The organism is Oceanobacillus sp. GQ8 (genome assembly GCF_059758495.1).
Genome location: NZ_JCAXEV010000002.1, coordinates 246,568 through 265,948, shown reverse-complemented (window position 1 = coordinate 265,948; position 19,381 = coordinate 246,568). Strand labels below are relative to the sequence as shown.

Below are 19,381 nucleotides of genomic sequence, written 5' to 3'. Positions count from 1 at the left end.
CCCAAGATCTTATTATTTTTAAAGAATGATTCCTCTCTCTTCCAACACCTTTTTTACCTTTGTCCTTAATTCATCCATATCAATAATACTTTCCATGACTACAACTTCTCCTAGGTGCGCTCCACCATCCGCTATATCCTTTGCAAGAAAATATACATCTGCATCTCCTGGAACTGCTGAACTTAAATCAGAGTGCGAGACTTCTACATCCGTTACACCTAACTCACTCAAAATTTGGTTAATATTCATTTCTACCATAAAACTAGTCCCCAAACCGGATCCACACACTGCCAAAATTTTCATTATTATTCCTCCCCTTTTTTTATTATTTCGATGACCTGCTCTGCAGTTTCTGCACTCTTTATGGATTCAAGCAGATCTTTGTCACCCAAAATTTTAGTTAACTGAGCTAGTGCCTTTAAATGTGCTTCACTGTCCACAGCTGCTAGGCAGATAAAAATATCAATTTTATGATCATCTTGGTCTAACAATAAAACCGGTTTTCTCGTTCTCAAGAAAGACATGCCCAGTTGGTTAACGCCGTCTTCCGGCCTAGCATGTGGGATAGCAATTCCTTTACCGATATGAATATATGTCCCTACTTCTTCTACATTCGTAATCATGGCATTAACATACCGTTTTTGTACCTTATTGGACTGAACCAATGGCTGTGATGCCTCCATGATTGCCTTTTTCCAATCCAGAATTTCATCTGTAAAACAGATAGTTTCTTGTGTCAGTAACTCTGATAACATTGGTTTATGCATCCCCTTGCTCTGGTTATGTGAGTAAAATAGATTAACTAGGTCGGAAAACAATTTGTTTTCATTTTTAATTTCTGTATGCTTTTTAATTACTTCCATCAATTGATCTACTGAGAAATTACGTTCGCTTAAGCTGGGGAACTGCTTAATGACAGATTGGTTTAGATAGTTCTTTTCCACCAATGACAACAGCGGTTTAACAATAAATACCGGCTTAACAGAGACGACCTGAACAGTCGAAAATACCAAATCATACGTACTGGTAGAAATATCCTCAAGCTTGTCACCGCTGTTCACTCTGGAAAAAACTACTTCAGGAAACATATCTTTCAATTGTGCTTCAAGCATAATAGACGAACTTAAGCCATTCGAACAAACGATTAGAGCAGTTATCTTATCGGACTTAAGTTTTTTCGTGTTTTCCAGAAAGCCTCCGAAGTGCATTGTGAAATATCCAATTTCAGCTTCACTGATGTCTTTACCTGTCCAGAGCGTCAATGGAGCGAGTGACCTCTCCACAAATTGAAATAGTTCGGTATACTCAGCTTTAATGGTTTCCGTTAGGGTATTGACTAATGGTATTCCAAACGTAATTCTAAAAAACGCAGGAACAAGATGATCAAATAAACTTCGTTTCAAAAATTCTTTCTGCTTTATGGGTAAGAGTGTATTTCTTTCAAATTCGTCTACGATTTGCCCTGCAAGAACTTCCAAAGGGCGATTATCTCTACTCGTAACAACTTGAAGTGCTGTTAATAATTGAATCGTTACATAATAGCTCTCATTCCCACCTCCTTCAGAGAAAAGTTCTTCTGCTAATACTTTCCCATAATTAAACATGCTTTGCCGTTCAAGTAATTGCTTTTCAAATTCAGTTAACAACAAATCCATATGTTGATTACGTACATTTATAAATGCCAGATGAATTATCATTTCCGCTTTTCTGCTTTTTACAAGATTCAGTCCCTTATCTTTCAAAAAAGTATTTATTATCTGCTGTGTTTTTATTAAAATCTCTGTGTTTCCCCATGACTTTAATGCTAAGACAATAATTTCTTTTCCGAGAGGTTGAGAAAGCAAATAATTCACACTGAAGATTGCCATTCTTCGTTTGTCCATCTCATTTCCGACAATATGATAGCCATCCATTCTCGTGTAATTAAATTCGCTATTCCATTGTTTACACATGTCTTTTAACCTTTTAACATCGGTTAATGCAGTATTTTTACTTACACCTAGCAATAGCTGAAAATGATAATTCGATACTGGCTCCTTGCGTATAAAAGTATATAAGTAAATCAGATAAACTCTATCGTGTTCAGAAACAGTGAATGGATTTGTATGCATTTCAAGAAGTAGGTTTTCCTTGGAAAGATTTTTCAATTGATCGTCAACGTGAATTGTTGGATGATGAATATCAAACTTAGGAAGTTTATTACAACTTAATGCGTGGTTAAGCTTTTCCAAGTCGTACATTAACTGCCTATCAGTTAAATTTAGTTGCCTCATTAACTCCTGTTTCGTAATCAGTTCATGTTTTATTATTTCTTCAAAAAGCCTATAGGACCTCTGGTCAAACAACAGTACCCCTCCACCTCTCACCCAAATTATAAAACGCTTACATTGCTAGCACAATAACATCTTAGCCCAATTAATGAAGGCCCAATTAGACACCTATTGGGCTGTCTATCATTATTATGTTGTATTCCAACTATGTACCTATTATTCTACTTGAAGGTGCCCCTATTAATAAGAACCGTTAATTACACAGCAGATTAATATCATATAGGAAGTTGGACCTTAAGATATTATAATCCATTTAAAAAATACTAATGGCAATTTGTTCCAGTCCCCTTTAACCTCATTCCTTAACAATGTTATTTACCAATGGTTTCTCAAGCTATACACCAATACTTTCACCCACAGCATCGATTATCCAATTTTAAATAGAGGCTATTAAAAGCGTTTACAACAAAAAATACATATGTTAGGATACTTGTATACAAGTATTCATCTTCTATTTAAAGGATGTTGATTCATATGAAAGCCCTTTACCCAGAAAAGAGACTAGTAAATGCGTCAATGGGTGCAAGAGTAGTGGCAGAGTTGCGTATGCGGATTATCACAAAGGCTATTAAAGATGAAACCGTTTTAACCGAAAACCAGCTTGCCAAAGAATTTCAAGTAAGTAGATCACCCATCAGGGAAGCACTTAGGACATTAACCACTGAAAACTTAGTTCGACCTGAACGAATGGGTGTTGTTGTAGTTGGAATTTCCGAAAAAGATATTGAAGAAATATATGATATACGCCTGATGGTGGAATCCTTTGTTTTTGAGCGCTTGCTGCATAAGGATAACGGCAAACTGGTCGGTGAGCTTGAAAAGTTAATTGAAATGATGAAGATTGCGGTCAAGTATAAGGATATCGACGAATTTTCTTTTCTCGACCTAGAGTTTCATGAAACGATCATCCGATCCATTGATCATCGTTATATTTCCATGCTTTGGTCGAATATTAAACCCGTTATGGAGTGTTTAATCCTTCTATCCATGCGCTACCGATTGGAAGAGAACGATAAAGACTTTGAGCGTGTGATTGCCAATCATGAATTAATCATGGAATCGATCGCAAATAAAGATACCGATTTGATTAATCAAGCATTTTATAAAAACTTTAATGATGTCCAGAATAAAGTAGAACAGTTATGGAGTAATGAAGAAATGATGAAGATTGCGAGGGAGAGTATTGAATTCAAATAAATATATGCTTGGAGTCGATATTGGGACAACAAGTACAAAAGCAGTATTGTATCGTGAGACGGGCGAAATAGTGGCACAGGAGAACAATGGTTATGACCTAAGCACACCAGATGTTTCAACAGCTGAGCAAAGCCCGGAAGAAATATTTTTGGCTGTCCGACTATCCATAAAAAATGTTATGAACCATTCAGGTATTAATCCTGATAATCTATCATTTATATCGTTCAGCAGTGCGATGCATAGTGTGATTGCCATGGACGAAAAGAATCAGCCTCTGACCCGTTGTATTACATGGGCAGATAACCGTAGTGCCCATTGGGCTAAGAAAATCAAATCAGAGTTGAATGGGCATGACGTTTATTTAAGAACAGGTACACCAATTCATCCGATGTCCCCATTAAGTAAAATTACATGGATACAGCACGATAAACCAGAGATTGCGCAGAGAGCAAAAAAATACATTGGAATTAAAGAATATGTCTTCTATAAATTGTTTGGCGACTATGTAGTAGATCATTCCATTGCATCAGCAACCGGGATGATGAACCTTAAATCATTGGAGTGGGATAAGGAAGCCTTGGAAATCGCAGGGATTTCAGCAGACCAATTATCACGTCTTGCTTCCACAACGGAGATTCTAACGGGATGTGACCTTGATTTAGCTCGTGAGATGGGCATTAAAACGGATACACGCTTTGTTATCGGTGCTAGTGACGGCGTTCTTTCTAACATTGGTGTAAACGCCATCAAGGAAGGGGAAGTAGCTGTCACCATTGGGACAAGTGGTGCCATTCGTACCGTGATCCCTGAGCCAAGAACAGATGCAAAGGGCCGAATTTTTTGCTATGCCTTAACAGAAGATCATTGGGTTATTGGTGGTCCAGTCAATAATGGTGGCATGGTGCTGCGCTGGATTCGTGATGAATTTGCAGCAAGTGAAGTAGAAACAGCAAAACGTTTAGGCGTCGATCCTTATGAGGTTCTGACGAGGATTGCTAGTCGTGTTGAACCAGGCGCGAACGGTTTACTCTTCCATCCATTCTTAGCTGGGGAGCGTGCACCGCTATGGAATGCAAATGTTCGCGGTTCCTTTATTGGATTAACCTTAAATCATAAAAAAGAACATATGGTACGTGCAGCATTAGAAGGTGTCATCTTTAATCTATACTCTGTCTTCCTTGCATTGGTAGAGGTCATGGATACCGATGTAACGGCCATAAAAGCAACAGGCGGATTTGCCAGATCAGAGTTATGGCGCCAAATGATGGCAGATATCTTTGATCAGGATGTCGTCATCCCGAAAAGCCATGAGTCATCTTGTCTTGGAGCCTGTCTATTAGGCCTTTATGCCGAAGGAAAAATTGACTCCTTTGATGTGGCAGAAGACTTAATCGGCTATACAAACAAACATGAGCCAGATAACTCACACGCGGAATCTTATCGTGAATTGATGGCCATTTTCATACGGATCTCTAGATCCTTGGAAGATGAGTACGAGCAAATCGCCAAGTATCAAGAAAAATTAAAATAACGTTAACACTTACTAACTAGATTGGAGCTGAATGTTGTGTCTGTAATGGAAAATCTCACCCCCCTTTTCATAGTAGCTTTAGGGGTTGTCGTCTTATTACTATTAATTATGAAATTAAACTTAAATACGTTTATTTCGCTAATCGTTGTCTCGTTTCTAGTGGCTTTAGCATTAGGAATGCCACTTCATGAAATTGTTGGTTCAATTGAAGGCGGGATGGGCAATACACTTGGAGACATTGCGCTAATCTTTGGGTTTGGTGCCATTTTAGGTAAACTCATTTCTGACGCGGGTGGCGCCCAACGTATCGCGCTTACATTAATTAAAAAATTTGGGGAAAAAAATATCCAATGGGCCGTCGTAATTGCCTCCTTTATTATTGGTATTGCACTATTTTTCGAGGTTGGTCTAGTATTGCTAGTTCCAATCGTTTATCAGATTGCAAAACAGCTAAAAGTTTCTACCCTTTATTTAGGGATTCCGATGATTGCTGCGTTATCTGTGACCCACGGATTTTTACCACCACATCCTGGGCCAACAGTTATTGCCCAGCAATACGGAGCAAATATTGGAATGGTCTTAATTTACGGTTTAATCATTGCGCTTCCAACCGTGGTTATAGCGGGTCCACTATTTACCATTGTTGCAAAAAAACTTGTGCCGGATGCCTTCCAGAAAACCGGGGATATTAAATCATTAGGTGAAGTAAAACAATTTGAAATAGAAGACACACCAGGTTTCGGGATCAGCGTATTTACGGCTATCTTCCCAGTTATTCTAATGGCGTTCGCCACAATTATAGATTTGCTGCAAGATGTCTGGGGCGTTTCAGACAATCTATTTTTTGAAATTGTGCACCTGATTGGGGAACCAACTCCTGCATTGCTTTTATCAGTGTTGCTAGCTATATACACAATGGGCATTGCAAGAAGCATTCCAATGAAAGATGTCATGAAATCTGCAGAAGAATCCATTCGTTCCATTAGTATGATGCTACTCATTATTGGTGGTGGCGGTGTCCTTAAACAAGTACTTATTGATGGTGGTGTTGGCGATTCTGTGGCAGAATTATTTGAGGGTAGTAGTATGTCACCAATTCTATTGGCATGGATTATCGCTGCAATCTTAAGAATTTCCCTAGGCTCGGCAACAGTAGCCGCATTAACAACAGCGGGTCTCGTGATTCCGTTAATGCAAGGAACAGATGTCAACCTGGCATTAATGGTTTTAGCAACAGGGGCCGGTAGCGTAATCGCCTCACACGTAAATGATGCAGGTTTCTGGATGTTTAAGGAATTCTTTGGTTTAACCATGAAAGAAACCTTTTCCACATGGACTTTACTTGAAACCGTAATTTCCGTTGTGGGCCTAGGCTTCATTTTACTACTAAGTATATTTGTTTAAAGGATGTGTCATAAATTGAATTCAATAGGTGTATTTGGGCTCGGTGTAATGGGAGCAAACCTTGCAAAAAATATGGTGAATCACCAAGAGAAGGTTGCTGTTTATAATTACACGCCGGATCTAACAGAAAATTTCATTGCCGAATTTCCAAATGAAAATGCGGAGGCACATTACGAGCTTGAAAGTTTTATCGCTTCCTTAGAGAAGCCAAGAAAAATTTTCATGATGGTGACAGCAGGTCCTGTTGTAGACTCTGTTATTAAATCAATGATCCCTCTACTCGAAAAAGGGGATATCATCATGGATGGTGGTAATTCCAACTTTCAAGATTCGAACAGAAGATACCATGAACTTAAACGTGCTGGACTTCACTTTTTAAGCGTTGGTGTTTCTGGTGGTGAAGAAGGGGCACTTAACGGACCAGCTCTCATGCCAAGTGGCGACCCGGCAGCATACAAACAGGTTGCTCCAATCTTGGAGGGAATTGCTGCAAAGGTTGATGGAAAGCCTTGCTGCACCTACCTGGGTAATGAAGGATCAGGTCACTACGTAAAAATGGTCCATAATGGGATTGAATATGCGGACATGCAATTAATTACGGAGGCCTACCAATTCTTACGAGAAAAGCTAGGACTTACTGTAAACGAAATTGCAGATGTATTTAAATCATGGAATGAATCAGAGCTGGAAAGCTATCTGATCGAGATCACAAGCGAAATCCTCACCCATGTGGATGAGGAGACGAAGCAGCCAATGATTGATGTCATTCTCGATAAATCCGGTTCAAAAGGTACTGGTAAATGGACAAGTCAAAATGCCTTAGATGTCGGTGTACCACTCTCCATCATCACAGAGTCTGTATTTGCTAGATATCTTTCCGGACTAAAAGAGGAGCGCGTTTTAGCAGAAGCAGAATTAACAGGTCCATCTATTACAGATGAGGAAATCGACAAAGATACATGGCTCAACCTAGTCAAGGAAGCACTTTTCATGGGAAAAATTGCGGCATACGCGCAAGGCTTCCATCAATACAAACAAGCATCTGACCACTATGGATGGGAATTGAAACTCGATGAGATCGCCTTGATTTTCAGAGGCGGCTGTATTATCCGAGCTGATATCCTTAATCCGATTAGTGAAGCCTTTAAGGCAGATCCTAACTTACCAAACCTATTGCTTTCCCCTTACTTCAAGGAAAAAGCAGGTAAATACCAAGCGTCACTTCGTCAGGTTACGATGAAGGGCATGGAAAACGGCATGTCCTTACCTTGTTTTAGTGCCTCATTAACATACTATGATGGCTATCGTTCCGCACAAAGTGGCGCCAATATGATTCAGGCACAGCGTGATTATTTTGGAGCTCATACTTACGAACGGAAAGACAAAGATGGAATTTTCCATACCGAGTGGTATTAGGTGATTAAAAACTATACCTGATTGCTAGTAAAAGTTTAGAATGTAAAGACGAGAACTATAAAAAGCCAAGAGTCTGTAAACAAACTAGCTCTTGGCTTTTTATAATCATCATTTCTATGATTTTAGTAGTAAACTGAAATTTAATTAATATATAGGTTAAACCAAACTCGTCTCCGAGAATGTAATATCCACCTCTTGCCTTTTGCTCATTAGCCTTTCCCCGATCGAAAAAACAATATGAAAAGCATGTTTGTACTTATCCACCAATCGATAACCTCATTGTCATTCATTCTTCTATTTCCATTAGCTTCTTTTCTTAGATTTTCTATACGGTCGTTTGTGATACTTCTATAAATATCTAAATGATAACACACGGTGATTCCCCCCTTACGTTGTTTTACCTGTTTCTTAACAACCGGGAAGGCTTCAGGTCGGCACGGTGACAGACATATCCCCGAAATTCACTCACTTATAAAAGTAAGCATACTTTCAGGTGGTAATACCAATTATTTCAACTTCTGTTTATATTGCGTGTTCAAAAAGTTTTTACTGGACTTTTTGAACAACACTATACTAAAATCACCTTTTTTAACGCATTCAACATAATGCAGCCTCCTTTCACCATTAGCTATCGCTACATACTTATTAACTCACGAAACAACCATACCAAACAAGGGAGAGAATGATTATAACCATTCTTTACACCCTCTATCCTGTATAAAAAATAGTGGTTTCCTATAACCAACATGAAAAAGCGTGATGAAAAGATGCCACTTTTTCACCACGCTTTCTTTATTTCAACTCGGCTTTTCCTATGAACGCTTTTACGTTTCATCGCAAATATTACGCGTTTTATATATGATCTTTCGAATGCTGTCTATAGACAAATTGTACATCTGCTCTAGCTCTTCAAGGGAGGTTCCCTCTCTAGACATCTTAAAAATCTCTTCATTTCTCTGGGCAATAATCTCCCGTGAACCGTTTACTTCTCCCCATCCCGCCCGTTGACTTTTTTTCTTGGGAATGTAAATCAGTTCTCCCTGAATATATTTCTGCATTTCTTTCAAAAGGTTAGGGGGAAGAACCTCTTTTCCATTTTTGTATTGCACGGTTTACGTCCTCCTTCAAAAAGTCTCCATTGTTACGGTGTTCAAACAGATTCCAATTAATCATCAATCTTCATCTCCTTTCTTCCAGTTTTTTTATTTTTACTTCTTTGTCCTTAAGTATAATCGACTTTTTCAGTTACGGAAAGATGCTAATTTTCCGAATAATGATGAGATAATAAATGGGGTCGCTTAATGCGACCCCAAACGTTGAGATTCCCGCTATGCGGAAATCACCTCAAATTCTGCGTAAATCATAATCAGCCTCCTTTCACAAGAGTCTGTCGGTCCGACATCCTTATTAACTCATAGGATATGCTATAAGGGCAAGGGAAAGAATGATTATAATTGTTTTTTGCCAGCAATACTCATGGCGTAAAATAGAAATCCGAGATGTTTTTCTCGAACCTTGTTTGGCCATTTCACCATCTTTTCATTTCCTTATGTTCACTGAACCCTAACGTTTATCCTCCCTTCCAATCAGGGTACTTCTATAATAAAGCGTTATAAATACATGGAGGGATATAATGGAATATATTAATCTTGGAAACTCCGGTCTTCGTGTACCGAAGTATATACTTGGAACCATTCCATTTAGTGGTACAAACGGTTTTGAACCTGCTGGAGATGTAAAAGAAGAAGAGGCCCGCAAGATGGTAGATATTGCATTGGATGCTGGCATCAATATGTTTGATACAGCAAACCTTTATTCTCGGGGTGATGCTGAACGGGTTTTAGGTGCAGCAATCAAAGGGCGCCGAGATGAAGTGATATTAACCTCAAAAACAGGCTTCCCTCTCAGCGATGATCCGAACGCTCGTGGTGCTTCCCGAATCAATCTAAAAAACTCCATTGATGAATCATTAGAGCGTCTTGGTACAGACTATATCGATCTTTATTTTGTTCACTTATGGGATGGTCGTACACCGATTGAAGAAACGGTTGAAACCATGACAGAACTCGTAAAATCCGGAAAAATTCGCTATTGGGGTGTTTCCAACTATAGTGGTTGGGCGCTAGCAAGAACGCTATCAATTGCCGAAAAGCCTGGCTATATCGCGCCGGTTTGTCAGCAGATCTACTACACTCCAGAAGCTCGCGAAGCGGAATATGAGCTACTACCAGCAGCGAGTGAAATGGGCATTGGCTCGATGATTTGGAGCCCACTTGGTGAAGGACTTCTTACAGGTAAAATTGACCGCAATAACGGTGCGCCGAAAAACACAAGACAGGGCGAGGGATGGCCAGAGCCCTGGGTAATGGATGACGAAAGATTATACAACGTCATTGACGTCTTAAAAGAAGTTGCCGAAAAACGTGGAGCGAGCGTTCCGCAAATCGCACTTTCTTGGGTGAAAGATCGACCTAATATTGGGCCCGTGGTCATCGCCGCACGGAATGAAGAACAATTACGGGAGAATATTAACTCCTATGAAATAAAGTTAACAAAGGAAGAGCATGACAAGATTGAATCTGTCGCACGTCCGGCACCAATCTATCCTCTATGGCACCGTGTAATGGCTGCCATGGATCAAGGATCGCCTTCTGAAATGCCATATTTAGAAGAATATAAAAAAACATTAGGTATTTAAAAGAAAAGGCATTGGGAATCGACCCATTGCCTTTTTCATTATTCATGTTTATTACGAAGTGAATTGATATGAATACCTAAATAGACTAAACCAATAACTAAAGGAATATACGGAAAGTAATAAACAGACATTTTCATAAACGCTAGAGGCTTTTCAGGAAGTATCCATTCATCATACATGACGATAACCCTAATAATAAAAAACATTAGCAGTGACGTTGCTATATAAATCGCTGAGATTACCTGATTCATTGACTCGTCTCCTCTCTTCAAATAAACTACTCTAATCATTTCTCCTGAATCAGCATAGTATTTAAAAAAGACCGGAGAGGGGAAATAAGTATGTATTATCCATATGTAAATGCTTATAGGCAAAACATGCCCAACGATCATAATGGATCAAACCAGGTTATGACGGTAGTAGGAAATGGATCCGTTTCCGTGCAGCCTGACGTTGCGAATGTAGAACTGGGAGTCATGACAGAAAACGTCTCCCTTCTTGAAGCTCAACAAGCAAACGCCACTGCCATGAACCAGGTTATCGAAGCACTGTTACGATTCGGGGTCCCCCGGGAAAACATACAAACCACTAGTTATACAGTGAACCCACGTTATGACTTCATTGAGGGGGAACAAATTCTTAGAGGGTACCAGGTAACAAACATGATTACAGTGGAGATAACAGCAATCGATCAAATTGGGAATATATTGGATGCAGCTGTAGAGAGTGGAGCAAACCAAGTCAACTCTATTCAATTCACCGTCCAAAATAGCGACACATACGAACAACAGGCACTCCAGGAGGCATTAGCCAACGCCTATGATAAAGCAAACGCGATTGCTACATCTATGAAAGTAAACTTGAACCCCATCCCTTTCAGAATCGAAGAAAGAACAGATACGATGCCAGTCCCTTTTTCTAAACTAGCCTTGTCCGCAGAAGCTGGAGCAACACCTATAGAGCCAGGACAGATTGTCATTCGTGCTACATTGGAAGTAAAGTTTCGCTATTAATTTTCTTAGCTACTATCGACAAGTGAGAAGCTGTTATCACAAGTCATTCTTTTTCCATTCTTGCTGATACAGCTTCTGCATTTTTATATACAGAAGAAAGAAAATGACACCAATACTTGTTACAGAAAATAAAATGAACTTTTCAATAGTCGTTTCAACATGGTCTCCCCCCTAATTAGATGACCTTCTCGGAATGCTAATTCGGACCAAATCTTTCGTTCCATGAAAAATAATATGCAGTACAGTGAGCAATGTAATAATATTGAAAATCGGGCTTACATACAATATCAACCAATCATAAAAGAACTTCGAATCTACTATATTATATGCCACATCACCCAGCTTTTTGCTGTTTGCCTCAAGGAACGTTCCATCTGTCAGAATGAATACAATTTGCATCACAACAAAGCCACCTATTGTAATGACCCACTTTCGAACAAGATTCTTTGGTCCTTTCTCTCTCTTTTTCCTCATTTGCGCACTCCTCTCTATTTGGTCAGAAATCAGATGATGCTTACCACTCATATAATTCTATGCTAAAGTTAATAGTAACGAATGAACAACCAGCAATACTTGGAGGCTACCCCATGGAAGAGACCGTTTCATTAAGAGAACTAAAAGCATACGTTGAAAAGAAAGCAAGCAAGAAAACGATTCTAAAAGTAATGTGGAATGATCAAGAGAAGATTACCTTGCTGATCACACCAAATATGAAAATTAACTCCTTTATTCTAGATGAAAAAGAAGGTTATGTGTTTTATGACCTTGAAGGGAAAACCATTCAGCAGGCCATTCCCTGTGTGTTACCTGAAGCTGCCGTCATTGGAGCTAAGGTAAACCTTACGAAGCAGATTAAAATGATGGATCAAGCATTATCCAAGGAAGATATGGCGGCGCTATTATCGTAATAGCTCTATCTAAAGAGAGGCATGGTCACTCCACTGTCTCTCTACTTAAATCTTCATAACGTGAAACTTCAATCAGTGGAGGTTATCGTTTTTTCACCACTGATTGTTAGCTGAACGAATCGGGGTGTTAGCGTCCGTTTACTCCCACTAAAAACTTCACGGTTTCACTTCATGTTTTGAAGGGGGAGTCTTACGGACGCTTGCTCCGGGATAACACTAACCTGTTTCGCCCTATACAAAGCCTTGTCAGCATGATTCATTATATGCTGTAATGTCTCTCCAGTCTCGAAGGTGGCCTCTGCCACGTCGACTCTTATCTCCTTTTTGCTATCAAAGAACCAATCCCTGTAACCCATATATACGCAAAGAAAAAGAGCCATAAATAGAGTAATGGGATTCCGTCATTTCCTATTAGGGTGAATACTGTCATTCCAATAAATAAAACAGCTAAAAAGATATGTGAAGTGAATGCAAAAAAGCGGAATACATTGCGCACTACTCTCTCATCTGCTTCCGGTACATTGTCTTTTTTGCGTCTTTTCTTTATCACTTCTATTACTGCTAAAATGACAACTGCTAACAAGCCACCCACAAGCACTTCGTATGGAAACTCTCCTTCAAACCAATAAACGAGAAACGCCCCCAAAATAGACCCAACTGCAATACATGCAATAATAAAAAACGGTCTCCATTTTTCTAAGATCGCTACCCATTTCTTCCTTTCGCTTGTATTCATGTGTCATCCTCCTCCAATATAAATATCTCTTCAATTGGCACATTAAAATAGTCTACTAGCTTTAAAGCTAATTCTAGGCTCGGATTATATTTATTTTTCTCAATGGCATTAATCGTTTGGCGTGTAACTTGAAGATCCTCCGCCATTCGAATTTGCGTGATCCCTTTTTCAATACGGATCTTTTTAATATGATTAATCACTCCCATATGCTCGACCTCCATGCGACGGTAAAGATATCTTTACATATAGAGTAGCAAAGTTCTCCTTATACGTAAAGACATCTTTACATCATGTTTTGTTCTCTTTATTTCGCGAACAGAAATAATATAGGCGATATGAACCATATATATTAAAATATAACAGAAAGGAAGATATCTTTATGCCTAGATTAGAAGGTAAAACAGCAGTCATTACAGGTGGCGCCGGTGGTATCGGGAAGAAAACAGCCGAAACCTTTTTAAAAGAAGGTGCTAAAGTACTATTAGTAGATATGAACCAGAATGCGTTAGATGAAGTAAAAACTGACCTAGATCAGTTTGGTGAAATTGCCACAGTGAAGGCTAACGTAACCAATGAGGAAGAAGTAAAAGGGTATGTGAATAAAGCGAAAGAGCAATTTGATTTGGATCTATTGATATCTTTTTCAATAACGCGGGAATTGAAGGCGAAGTTGCCCTAATTGCTGAACAAAAACTAGAAGACTATCAAAAGGTTATGGCCGTTAATGGCGAGGGAGTGTTTCTTGGTCTGAAGCACGTGCTTCCCGTCATGTCTGAGCAAGAAAGTGGTAGCATTATTAACACTTCTTCTGTTGCCGGACTTGGTGGCTTTCCAGGACTTGCTCCATATGTAGCATCTAAACATGCGATTGTTGGTTTAACTAAATCAGCTGCAGTGGAAATTGCTGATAAAGGAGTCCGCGTCAACTCTATTCATCCATCACCAGTTAATACAAGGATGATGCGGTCCATCGAGAAAGGACAAAACCCGGACGACCCAAGCAGCTCAAAAGAAGAGCAAACGAAAGCAATCCCACTAGCACGTTACGGGGAAGCAGAGGACATTGCCAATCTAGTTCTCTTCCTCGCTTCTGATGAAAGTAAGTTTATCACCGGTTCAGAATATCGTGTTGATGGTGGCTTAACAGCAAATTAATTAGTAAGGAACGTATTGATGCGTAGGATAGGTATCCTTCTCCTAGTAAAAAAAGCATCCATTCCCTCTAAATTAAGGGGAGGATGCTTTTTTCTATTTACTCTTCACCGTATTGGTTTTCTTTAATAAATATAGAAGATATGGTGCACCGATTAAGGAAACAATGATCCCTGCTGGAATTTCTTTAGGTGCAAGGACAAAGCGACCAAGAAAATCTGCAGATAACAGGAGTATTCCACCAACCGCTAATGTTAACGGCAATAATCGTAGCAATTTAGGGCCGACAAGCTGCCTTGCAATGTGTGGCGCCAATAGTCCAACAAAGCTGATCGCACCAACAATTGACACACAAATAGCAGATAAAACCACACCTAGAACAATCATTAATAATCTTATACGATCTGTTTTAACCCCAAGACCAATCGAAACGGCATCCCCAAAGGACATGATCTCAAACGTTGTAGCCAAGGAAACCACAATAGGAAAAATAATAATCATCGCAATGATGAAAATGATAAAGTGACCCCAACCCACGCCATATGTGCTACCAGCTAGCCACGTTAGGGCCTGGGTAGCATGCACATTGGCCTTTACCAGCAAAATCTGAATGATGGCAGCACCAACGGCAGAAATCGCGATCCCCATTAAAAGGAGAATCATAGGTTGGAACCCACTACGTGCACTAATTGCGAGTACGATCCCCATGGTAATAAGAGCACCAAGTAATGCACCGATTGGAACGAATATAAAAGGAGCTTGTGGGAAAACGATGATAAACAACATGGCAAACACACTAGCCCCAGACGTTATTCCAAGTACAGAAGCATCTGCAAGCGGGTTTCGCAACACCGTTTGCATCAAAAGGCCACTTATTGCCATCATCATGCCGACACCGAAGCTAACAAATACACGCGGCACACGGATGTCCCAAACAAATGTGTTATACATGATTTCCTGCGGTAATTCTAGCAACTTCGTAAAACTGGTTCCACCGAAGGATAGACTCGTCATCACAATTAGTAATGTTACAACGGCAAGAATGGGATAAAACAGTTTGTAGCGCGTGATACGTATTTTGCCTTCTAAGGCGTTCCCTGCCGCGCGTGACTGGGAACTCATTTTCAATGCTAAGTAAACAAGCCATGGAGCTCCAACAATTGCGGTCATTGCGCCGACGGGCAGTTCAGAAGTTTGCGAGATGATACGTACTAAAATGTCTGCCGCGATTAACAAGCTGGCCCCCACAACAATGTTGCCAAAGATCATGGTGCGATGCATTCTGAAACCCATTAAGCGGACTAAATGTGGCGCTATAATACCAACAAACCCAATTGGCCCTACAACAGTTACCGTAACCGCCGCTAGCAAAATAGCAATTGCCCAGCCTAGAAGCTTGCTTAATGTAATATTTTGTCCCAGCCCAATCGCTGTTTCATCACCTAATAGTAAAATATCAAATCTTCGACTTACAATAAGTGCTACGACAAGGGTAATCAGGATCCATGGTGCAGCAAACTGCACCCCACCCCAGTCAAGTTGTAATAGGGTACCTGCTCCCCAAAGGAAAAGCCCTGAAACTTCATTTTGAAACAATAGCTGCAGTGCACTCGTAAACGAGGAAAACAACATCGTGACAATCATTCCTGTTAATGCAATACGCACAGGGTCTAGCGACTTTCCGACAAGGAACGTTACACAGAGAGCCGCTAATATACCACCTGCCATTGTTACTGCAATTGGGGAAGCACCACTTATGCCCGGGAAGAAAATCGTGAAAAAAACAACGAAAAAGTAGGCACCTGCATGAATACCTAGCGTACTTGCACTGGCAAGTGGGTTTTTCGTCATCGTTTGCAATAGCATTCCAGCTACCGCTAATGCAGCACCCGCCAAACAACCAATCACAAAACGGGGCATACGACTATGTAATAAGAAATTCATTTGTTGCTCATCGTGCCAAACCTCTGTCCAAAATGCAAAAAATCCACCTGAAGCTTGTCCCTGGCTCACGTGAATGAGCCCAAGGACAAGAAACAATAGGATACTTCCAATAGAATATAGCGTAGCTTTTACATTCATAGCCTTATTTCACGAGTGCTTCTTCTACATGCTCAATCAACGTCTCCATTGATAAAACACTACCAAATGTCCACACTCCTGCTCCTACATCATACATTGCATCTTCTTCTACAAAGTTTAAGCCGTTCCATGCACTGTTTCCTGACAAGTTGTCAAACAACGGATCATCCTCTTGCACCGTATGGATAAAGAGCGCCTCATCATAGTTAGATACACCTTCTACATTCGCTTCAATAAACCCACTAGATTGTGGTTCCTGATCCTGGATTTTATTGGTTAGTCCTAGACCTTCCAATACATGGCTCACAGTAGAGTTTTCAGTAAACAAGCGGAAGGTAGGTGCTTCATTTACCGTATATGCTTGTGTAAAGACAAAATCCTTCGTTGGTAAATCCGCCGCTTCAATGTTCTCAGCTGCTGCAGACATTTTTTCTTCTAGATTCGTAATATGTTCTTCTGCTTCTTGCTCTTTTCCAACTAACTTAGCAGTTTGCTTAAATGTTTTTAACATGTCTGCATATAAATCCCCAATTGCCTCATCGGTGGTGTTTTCATACATAACGACCGGAGCAATTTTCTCTAACTCTTCTTTTAGTTCGCCTTGATACCCCTTCATGCCGATAATGACATCTGGCTCAAGTTTCGCAATTTCTTCAATATTCGGCTCTGTTCTCAGTCCGACCTCTGTTACACTGTCATCTAACTTCTCGTCAATGGTTACCCATTTATTAAATCCTTCAATATCCGTAACCCCAACTGGTTGTACACCAACAGCTAGTAATTCCTCAACAATACTCCACTCGATTGCAACAACTTTTTGTGGTGCCTCATCAAACTCCTGTTCACCAAAACCATCTTCAATTACAATCTTTTCACTTGCTGTATCTTCTGACTCGGACGAGCTAGTATCCTCTTCATCTTTTTGCATACATCCTGCTAAAACAAGAACCCCTACTAATAACATAAATAAGATCTTTTTCATTTATTATAACTCCAATTCTGCGTATATTTTTTTGTTTTTAGTTTTAAATGACTCATGATGGGAAGAAACCATCGCTGTTTTAACAGCAGTTGGCTCAATAAATTGCTTTGCACGGTTTACAGCATTCGCTGCATCATGAAACGCACCGGCAATTAAATGAACTTTTCCATCATAATTAACCGCATCTCCTGCTGCAAAAATTCCCGGAACTGAAGTCTCTGCCATGCTGGTTCCTTGAATCCCGAATTCAGGATGCATTTTAATATCCACTTCACTTTGCTGCTGTAAATCGTTTTGACTATCATAACCGTGATTAATAATCACTTCCTCAACTGGAAGCTGTTCTGTCCCATTCAAGGTTACACTTTCAATATAATCGGTACCATTCAACCCTGTAATAACAGATTGATAGATTACCTCTACGGAACTGTTCAAGAGTCTTTCGATTTCTGCTTCGTGGCCTGATAGGTGATCCTTACGGTATGTGACATACACCTTTTTCGCAATTGGCTCTAAGGTATTTGCCCAGTCAACGGCAGAATTTCCGCCACCAGAAATCAACACGACTTTATCTTTAAAACGGGCTAAAGATTTTACCGTATAATGTAAATTTGTTTGAATGAATTTCTCCTCACCTGCTAGGCCGATTTTTTTCGGTGTAAGAATTCCACTACCTGTTGCGAGAATAACCGTTTTACTGGTATGAGTCTCTCCTGTTTCAGTAGACAATAGGAACCCACCATCTTGTTGTGAAATCCCTTCCACTTTTGAATTTAGCACAACAGTTGGATTGAAAAGAATAGCCTGTTCAGAAAGTCGAGTAATAAGTTGCTCACCTAAAAGTGGTGGCATTCCTCCGACGTCCCAAATCATTTTTTCTGGGTAAGCATGTATTTTTCCACCTAGCACAGCCTGGCTGTCAATGAGTTTCGTCTTCATGCCACGCAACCCACTATAAAAAGATGCGTATAAACCTGCTGGACCGGTACCTATTATGGTTACATCATACATGGGCTACGCCTCCTTCATGCCGTACGAAAGACATATTGGATTTTGGCTAAATGGGCAGACTGTCAGCATCGCCTGAATCTGGAACACATCCTGCAGATTCGGTGCTGTCATCACTTCATGTGGTGCACCTTGTTGTAAGACTTTTCCGTCTCGCATTGCAATAAGGTTATGTGAAAATCTTGAAGCATGGTTCAAGTCATGTAATACCATCACAATGGTTTTGTTCTGTTCTTTATTAAGCTTATCCAGCAGCTGTAAAATATCAAGCTGATGGGCCATATCTAAGTATGTTGTCGGTTCATCCAGAATGACGACTTCGGTATCCTGAGCAAGTGCCATCGCAATCCAGACACGTTGGCGTTGACCGCCAGATAACGCTTCAACTGGACGGGCTTCTAAGTCCGTTAACCCGGTTGCCTCAAGAGCCCAGTCGATCGCATCCAAGTCTTCCTGCTTTTGTTTACCAAACTTTGACTGATGAGGAAAACGACCGTATGTAATCAGTTCTCTCACCGTTAAACCAGCAGGTGCTTCCGCTGATTGTGGCAAAATAGCCATTTTACGAGCTATATCTTTTGTAGAGGTTCGACTAATGGCTTTTCCATCTAAGTAAATCGCACCACTATTCGCTTTTAATATTCGGGCAATTGTCTTGATTAATGTAGATTTCCCACATCCATTCGGGCCGATTACTGTCGTGATTTTCCCTTTTGGAATAGTAAGGTTTAAAGAATCTATAATAAGTGCATCACCGTATCCGACTTGCACATCTTCTACCTGTATCATGTGTTCACCTCAATTGATAATGATTATCATTACTACTGATACTATAGGTATATGTTTAATTTGTCAATTGAATTCGCAAAGTTTTCACTGTTTTGTAGGAGTTTTCTCACAAGTCCGGAAAAGTTTCCTTGTTTA

The 19,381-nt window shown here is 40.0% G+C and carries 20 protein-coding genes; 9 read left to right on the top strand and 11 right to left on the bottom strand.

All coding sequences use genetic code 11. From position 1 onward, the window contains the following. Positions 1–18: 18 nt before the first annotated feature. Entirely contained in the window at positions 19–303 is a 285-nt protein-coding gene (locus AC6CHS_RS06315; protein ID WP_498234938.1) for a PTS sugar transporter subunit IIB, read from the bottom strand. A gap of 2 nt (positions 304–305) precedes the next feature. Beyond that, complete coding sequence (locus AC6CHS_RS06310; RefSeq protein WP_498234937.1) at positions 306–2,345, bottom strand: BglG family transcription antiterminator; 2,040 nt, start codon at positions 2,343–2,345, stop codon at positions 306–308. A gap of 447 nt (positions 2,346–2,792) precedes the next feature. Between AC6CHS_RS06310 and AC6CHS_RS06305 the strand changes: the two genes are divergently transcribed. The 4 genes from AC6CHS_RS06305 to gnd are packed head-to-tail and all read left to right on the top strand — an operon-like array spanning position 2,793 to position 7,878. Next, positions 2,793–3,527 (top strand): GntR family transcriptional regulator, encoded by a 735-nt coding sequence (locus AC6CHS_RS06305; RefSeq protein ID WP_058950288.1) that lies wholly within the window; start codon positions 2,793–2,795, stop codon positions 3,525–3,527. Between the two features lie 4 nt (positions 3,528–3,531). Continuing rightward, entirely contained in the window at positions 3,532–5,058 is a 1,527-nt protein-coding gene (gene gntK / locus AC6CHS_RS06300) for a gluconokinase (protein WP_498235682.1), read from the top strand. A gap of 45 nt (positions 5,059–5,103) precedes the next feature. Further along, complete coding sequence (locus AC6CHS_RS06295) at positions 5,104–6,462, top strand: gluconate:H+ symporter (RefSeq protein WP_106898605.1); 1,359 nt, start codon at positions 5,104–5,106, stop codon at positions 6,460–6,462. A gap of 15 nt (positions 6,463–6,477) precedes the next feature. Then, on the top strand, positions 6,478–7,878 hold the full coding sequence (gene gnd / locus AC6CHS_RS06290; RefSeq protein ID WP_106898297.1) for a decarboxylating NADP(+)-dependent phosphogluconate dehydrogenase: 1,401 nt from the start codon (positions 6,478–6,480) through the stop codon (positions 7,876–7,878). An 824-nt stretch (positions 7,879–8,702) separates the two neighbouring features. Here the strand turns inward: gnd and AC6CHS_RS06285 are convergent. Further along, the gene (locus AC6CHS_RS06285; RefSeq protein ID WP_106898299.1) at positions 8,703–8,987 is read right to left on the bottom strand and encodes a CD3324 family protein; all 285 of its coding nucleotides are present in this window, start codon (positions 8,985–8,987) and stop codon (positions 8,703–8,705) included. A 524-nt stretch (positions 8,988–9,511) separates the two neighbouring features. On the opposite strand from AC6CHS_RS06285, the gene AC6CHS_RS06280 reads away from it, so the two are divergent. Next, positions 9,512–10,576 (top strand): aldo/keto reductase, encoded by a 1,065-nt coding sequence (locus tag AC6CHS_RS06280; protein ID WP_498234936.1) that lies wholly within the window; start codon positions 9,512–9,514, stop codon positions 10,574–10,576. Between the two features lie 38 nt (positions 10,577–10,614). Here AC6CHS_RS06280 and AC6CHS_RS06275 read toward each other — a convergent pair whose 3' ends face one another. Beyond that, positions 10,615–10,827, bottom strand: a complete 213-nt coding sequence (locus AC6CHS_RS06275; RefSeq protein ID WP_498234935.1) for a hypothetical protein — start codon at positions 10,825–10,827, stop codon at positions 10,615–10,617. A 90-nt stretch (positions 10,828–10,917) separates the two neighbouring features. Here AC6CHS_RS06275 and AC6CHS_RS06270 point away from each other — a divergent pair, with 90 nt between their 5' ends. Then, a complete protein-coding gene (locus tag AC6CHS_RS06270) occupies positions 10,918–11,589 on the top strand; it encodes an SIMPL domain-containing protein (protein ID WP_498234934.1) in 672 nt (223 codons plus the stop codon). 171 nt (positions 11,590–11,760) lie between these two features. Here AC6CHS_RS06270 and AC6CHS_RS06265 read toward each other — a convergent pair whose 3' ends face one another. Next, positions 11,761–12,063 carry a YfzA family protein gene (locus AC6CHS_RS06265; protein ID WP_498234932.1) on the bottom strand — a complete coding sequence of 101 codons (303 nt, stop codon included), beginning with the start codon at positions 12,061–12,063 and terminating at the stop codon, positions 11,761–11,763. Between the two features lie 59 nt (positions 12,064–12,122). Between AC6CHS_RS06265 and AC6CHS_RS06260 the strand changes: the two genes are divergently transcribed. Continuing rightward, positions 12,123–12,497: a hypothetical protein gene (locus tag AC6CHS_RS06260; RefSeq protein WP_498234931.1), complete on the top strand. Its 375-nt coding sequence runs from the start codon at positions 12,123–12,125 to the stop codon at positions 12,495–12,497. A 313-nt stretch (positions 12,498–12,810) separates the two neighbouring features. Here AC6CHS_RS06260 and AC6CHS_RS06255 read toward each other — a convergent pair whose 3' ends face one another. Further along, positions 12,811–13,233, bottom strand: a complete 423-nt coding sequence (locus AC6CHS_RS06255; RefSeq protein WP_498234930.1) for a hypothetical protein — start codon at positions 13,231–13,233, stop codon at positions 12,811–12,813. Beyond that, on the bottom strand, positions 13,230–13,439 hold the full coding sequence (locus AC6CHS_RS06250; RefSeq protein ID WP_498234928.1) for a helix-turn-helix transcriptional regulator: 210 nt from the start codon (positions 13,437–13,439) through the stop codon (positions 13,230–13,232). Before AC6CHS_RS06250 ends, AC6CHS_RS06255 begins: the two co-directional genes overlap by 4 nt. 173 nt (positions 13,440–13,612) lie before the next feature. Here AC6CHS_RS06250 and AC6CHS_RS06245 point away from each other — a divergent pair, with 173 nt between their 5' ends. Then, positions 13,613–13,912: an SDR family NAD(P)-dependent oxidoreductase gene (locus AC6CHS_RS06245; protein ID WP_498234926.1), complete on the top strand. Its 300-nt coding sequence runs from the start codon at positions 13,613–13,615 to the stop codon at positions 13,910–13,912. Then, positions 13,864–14,388 carry an SDR family NAD(P)-dependent oxidoreductase gene (locus tag AC6CHS_RS06240; protein ID WP_498235681.1) on the top strand — a complete coding sequence of 175 codons (525 nt, stop codon included), beginning with the start codon at positions 13,864–13,866 and terminating at the stop codon, positions 14,386–14,388. The genes AC6CHS_RS06245 and AC6CHS_RS06240 overlap by 49 nt, the downstream gene beginning before the upstream one ends. 93 nt (positions 14,389–14,481) lie before the next feature. Here AC6CHS_RS06240 and AC6CHS_RS06235 read toward each other — a convergent pair whose 3' ends face one another. Genes AC6CHS_RS06235 through AC6CHS_RS06220 form a run of 4 tightly spaced genes read right to left on the bottom strand, consistent with a single transcriptional unit; the run spans position 14,482 to position 19,246 of the window. Continuing rightward, on the bottom strand, positions 14,482–16,467 hold the full coding sequence (locus AC6CHS_RS06235) for an iron ABC transporter permease (RefSeq protein WP_443148052.1): 1,986 nt from the start codon (positions 16,465–16,467) through the stop codon (positions 14,482–14,484). A 4-nt stretch (positions 16,468–16,471) separates the two neighbouring features. Next, the gene (locus AC6CHS_RS06230) at positions 16,472–17,449 is read right to left on the bottom strand and encodes an ABC transporter substrate-binding protein (RefSeq protein ID WP_498234924.1); all 978 of its coding nucleotides are present in this window, start codon (positions 17,447–17,449) and stop codon (positions 16,472–16,474) included. A 3-nt stretch (positions 17,450–17,452) separates the two neighbouring features. Then, positions 17,453–18,460: an NAD(P)/FAD-dependent oxidoreductase gene (locus AC6CHS_RS06225; protein WP_498234922.1), complete on the bottom strand. Its 1,008-nt coding sequence runs from the start codon at positions 18,458–18,460 to the stop codon at positions 17,453–17,455. Positions 18,461–18,463: 3 nt separating this feature from the next. After that, positions 18,464–19,246 carry an ABC transporter ATP-binding protein gene (locus AC6CHS_RS06220; protein WP_161464165.1) on the bottom strand — a complete coding sequence of 261 codons (783 nt, stop codon included), beginning with the start codon at positions 19,244–19,246 and terminating at the stop codon, positions 18,464–18,466. Between the last annotated feature and the right edge of the window lie 135 nt (positions 19,247–19,381).

Excerpts from the sequence above, each read along its gene's own strand:
- AC6CHS_RS06315 (WP_498234938.1), bottom strand. The coding sequence starts at position 303 with ATGAAAATTTTGGCAGTGTGTGGATCCGGTTTGGGGACTAGTTTTATG.
- AC6CHS_RS06305 (WP_058950288.1), top strand. The coding sequence starts at position 2,793 with ATGTTGATTCATATGAAAGCCCTTTACCCAGAAAAGAGACTAGTAAAT.
- gntK (WP_498235682.1), top strand. The coding sequence starts at position 3,532 with ATGCTTGGAGTCGATATTGGGACAACAAGTACAAAAGCAGTATTGTAT.
- AC6CHS_RS06295 (WP_106898605.1), top strand. The coding sequence starts at position 5,104 with ATGGAAAATCTCACCCCCCTTTTCATAGTAGCTTTAGGGGTTGTCGTC.
- AC6CHS_RS06280 (WP_498234936.1), top strand. The coding sequence starts at position 9,512 with ATGGAATATATTAATCTTGGAAACTCCGGTCTTCGTGTACCGAAGTAT.
- AC6CHS_RS06275 (WP_498234935.1), bottom strand. The coding sequence starts at position 10,827 with ATGAATCAGGTAATCTCAGCGATTTATATAGCAACGTCACTGCTAATG.
- AC6CHS_RS06270 (WP_498234934.1), top strand. The coding sequence starts at position 10,918 with ATGTATTATCCATATGTAAATGCTTATAGGCAAAACATGCCCAACGAT.
- AC6CHS_RS06265 (WP_498234932.1), bottom strand. The coding sequence starts at position 12,063 with ATGAGGAAAAAGAGAGAGAAAGGACCAAAGAATCTTGTTCGAAAGTGG.
- AC6CHS_RS06260 (WP_498234931.1), top strand. The coding sequence starts at position 12,123 with ATGCTAAAGTTAATAGTAACGAATGAACAACCAGCAATACTTGGAGGC.
- AC6CHS_RS06255 (WP_498234930.1), bottom strand. The coding sequence starts at position 13,233 with ATGAATACAAGCGAAAGGAAGAAATGGGTAGCGATCTTAGAAAAATGG.
- AC6CHS_RS06250 (WP_498234928.1), bottom strand. The coding sequence starts at position 13,439 with ATGGGAGTGATTAATCATATTAAAAAGATCCGTATTGAAAAAGGGATC.
- AC6CHS_RS06245 (WP_498234926.1), top strand. The coding sequence starts at position 13,613 with ATGCCTAGATTAGAAGGTAAAACAGCAGTCATTACAGGTGGCGCCGGT.
- AC6CHS_RS06235 (WP_443148052.1), bottom strand. The coding sequence starts at position 16,467 with ATGAATGTAAAAGCTACGCTATATTCTATTGGAAGTATCCTATTGTTT.
- AC6CHS_RS06230 (WP_498234924.1), bottom strand. The coding sequence starts at position 17,449 with ATGAAAAAGATCTTATTTATGTTATTAGTAGGGGTTCTTGTTTTAGCA.
- AC6CHS_RS06225 (WP_498234922.1), bottom strand. The coding sequence starts at position 18,460 with ATGTATGATGTAACCATAATAGGTACCGGTCCAGCAGGTTTATACGCA.
- AC6CHS_RS06220 (WP_161464165.1), bottom strand. The coding sequence starts at position 19,246 with ATGATACAGGTAGAAGATGTGCAAGTCGGATACGGTGATGCACTTATT.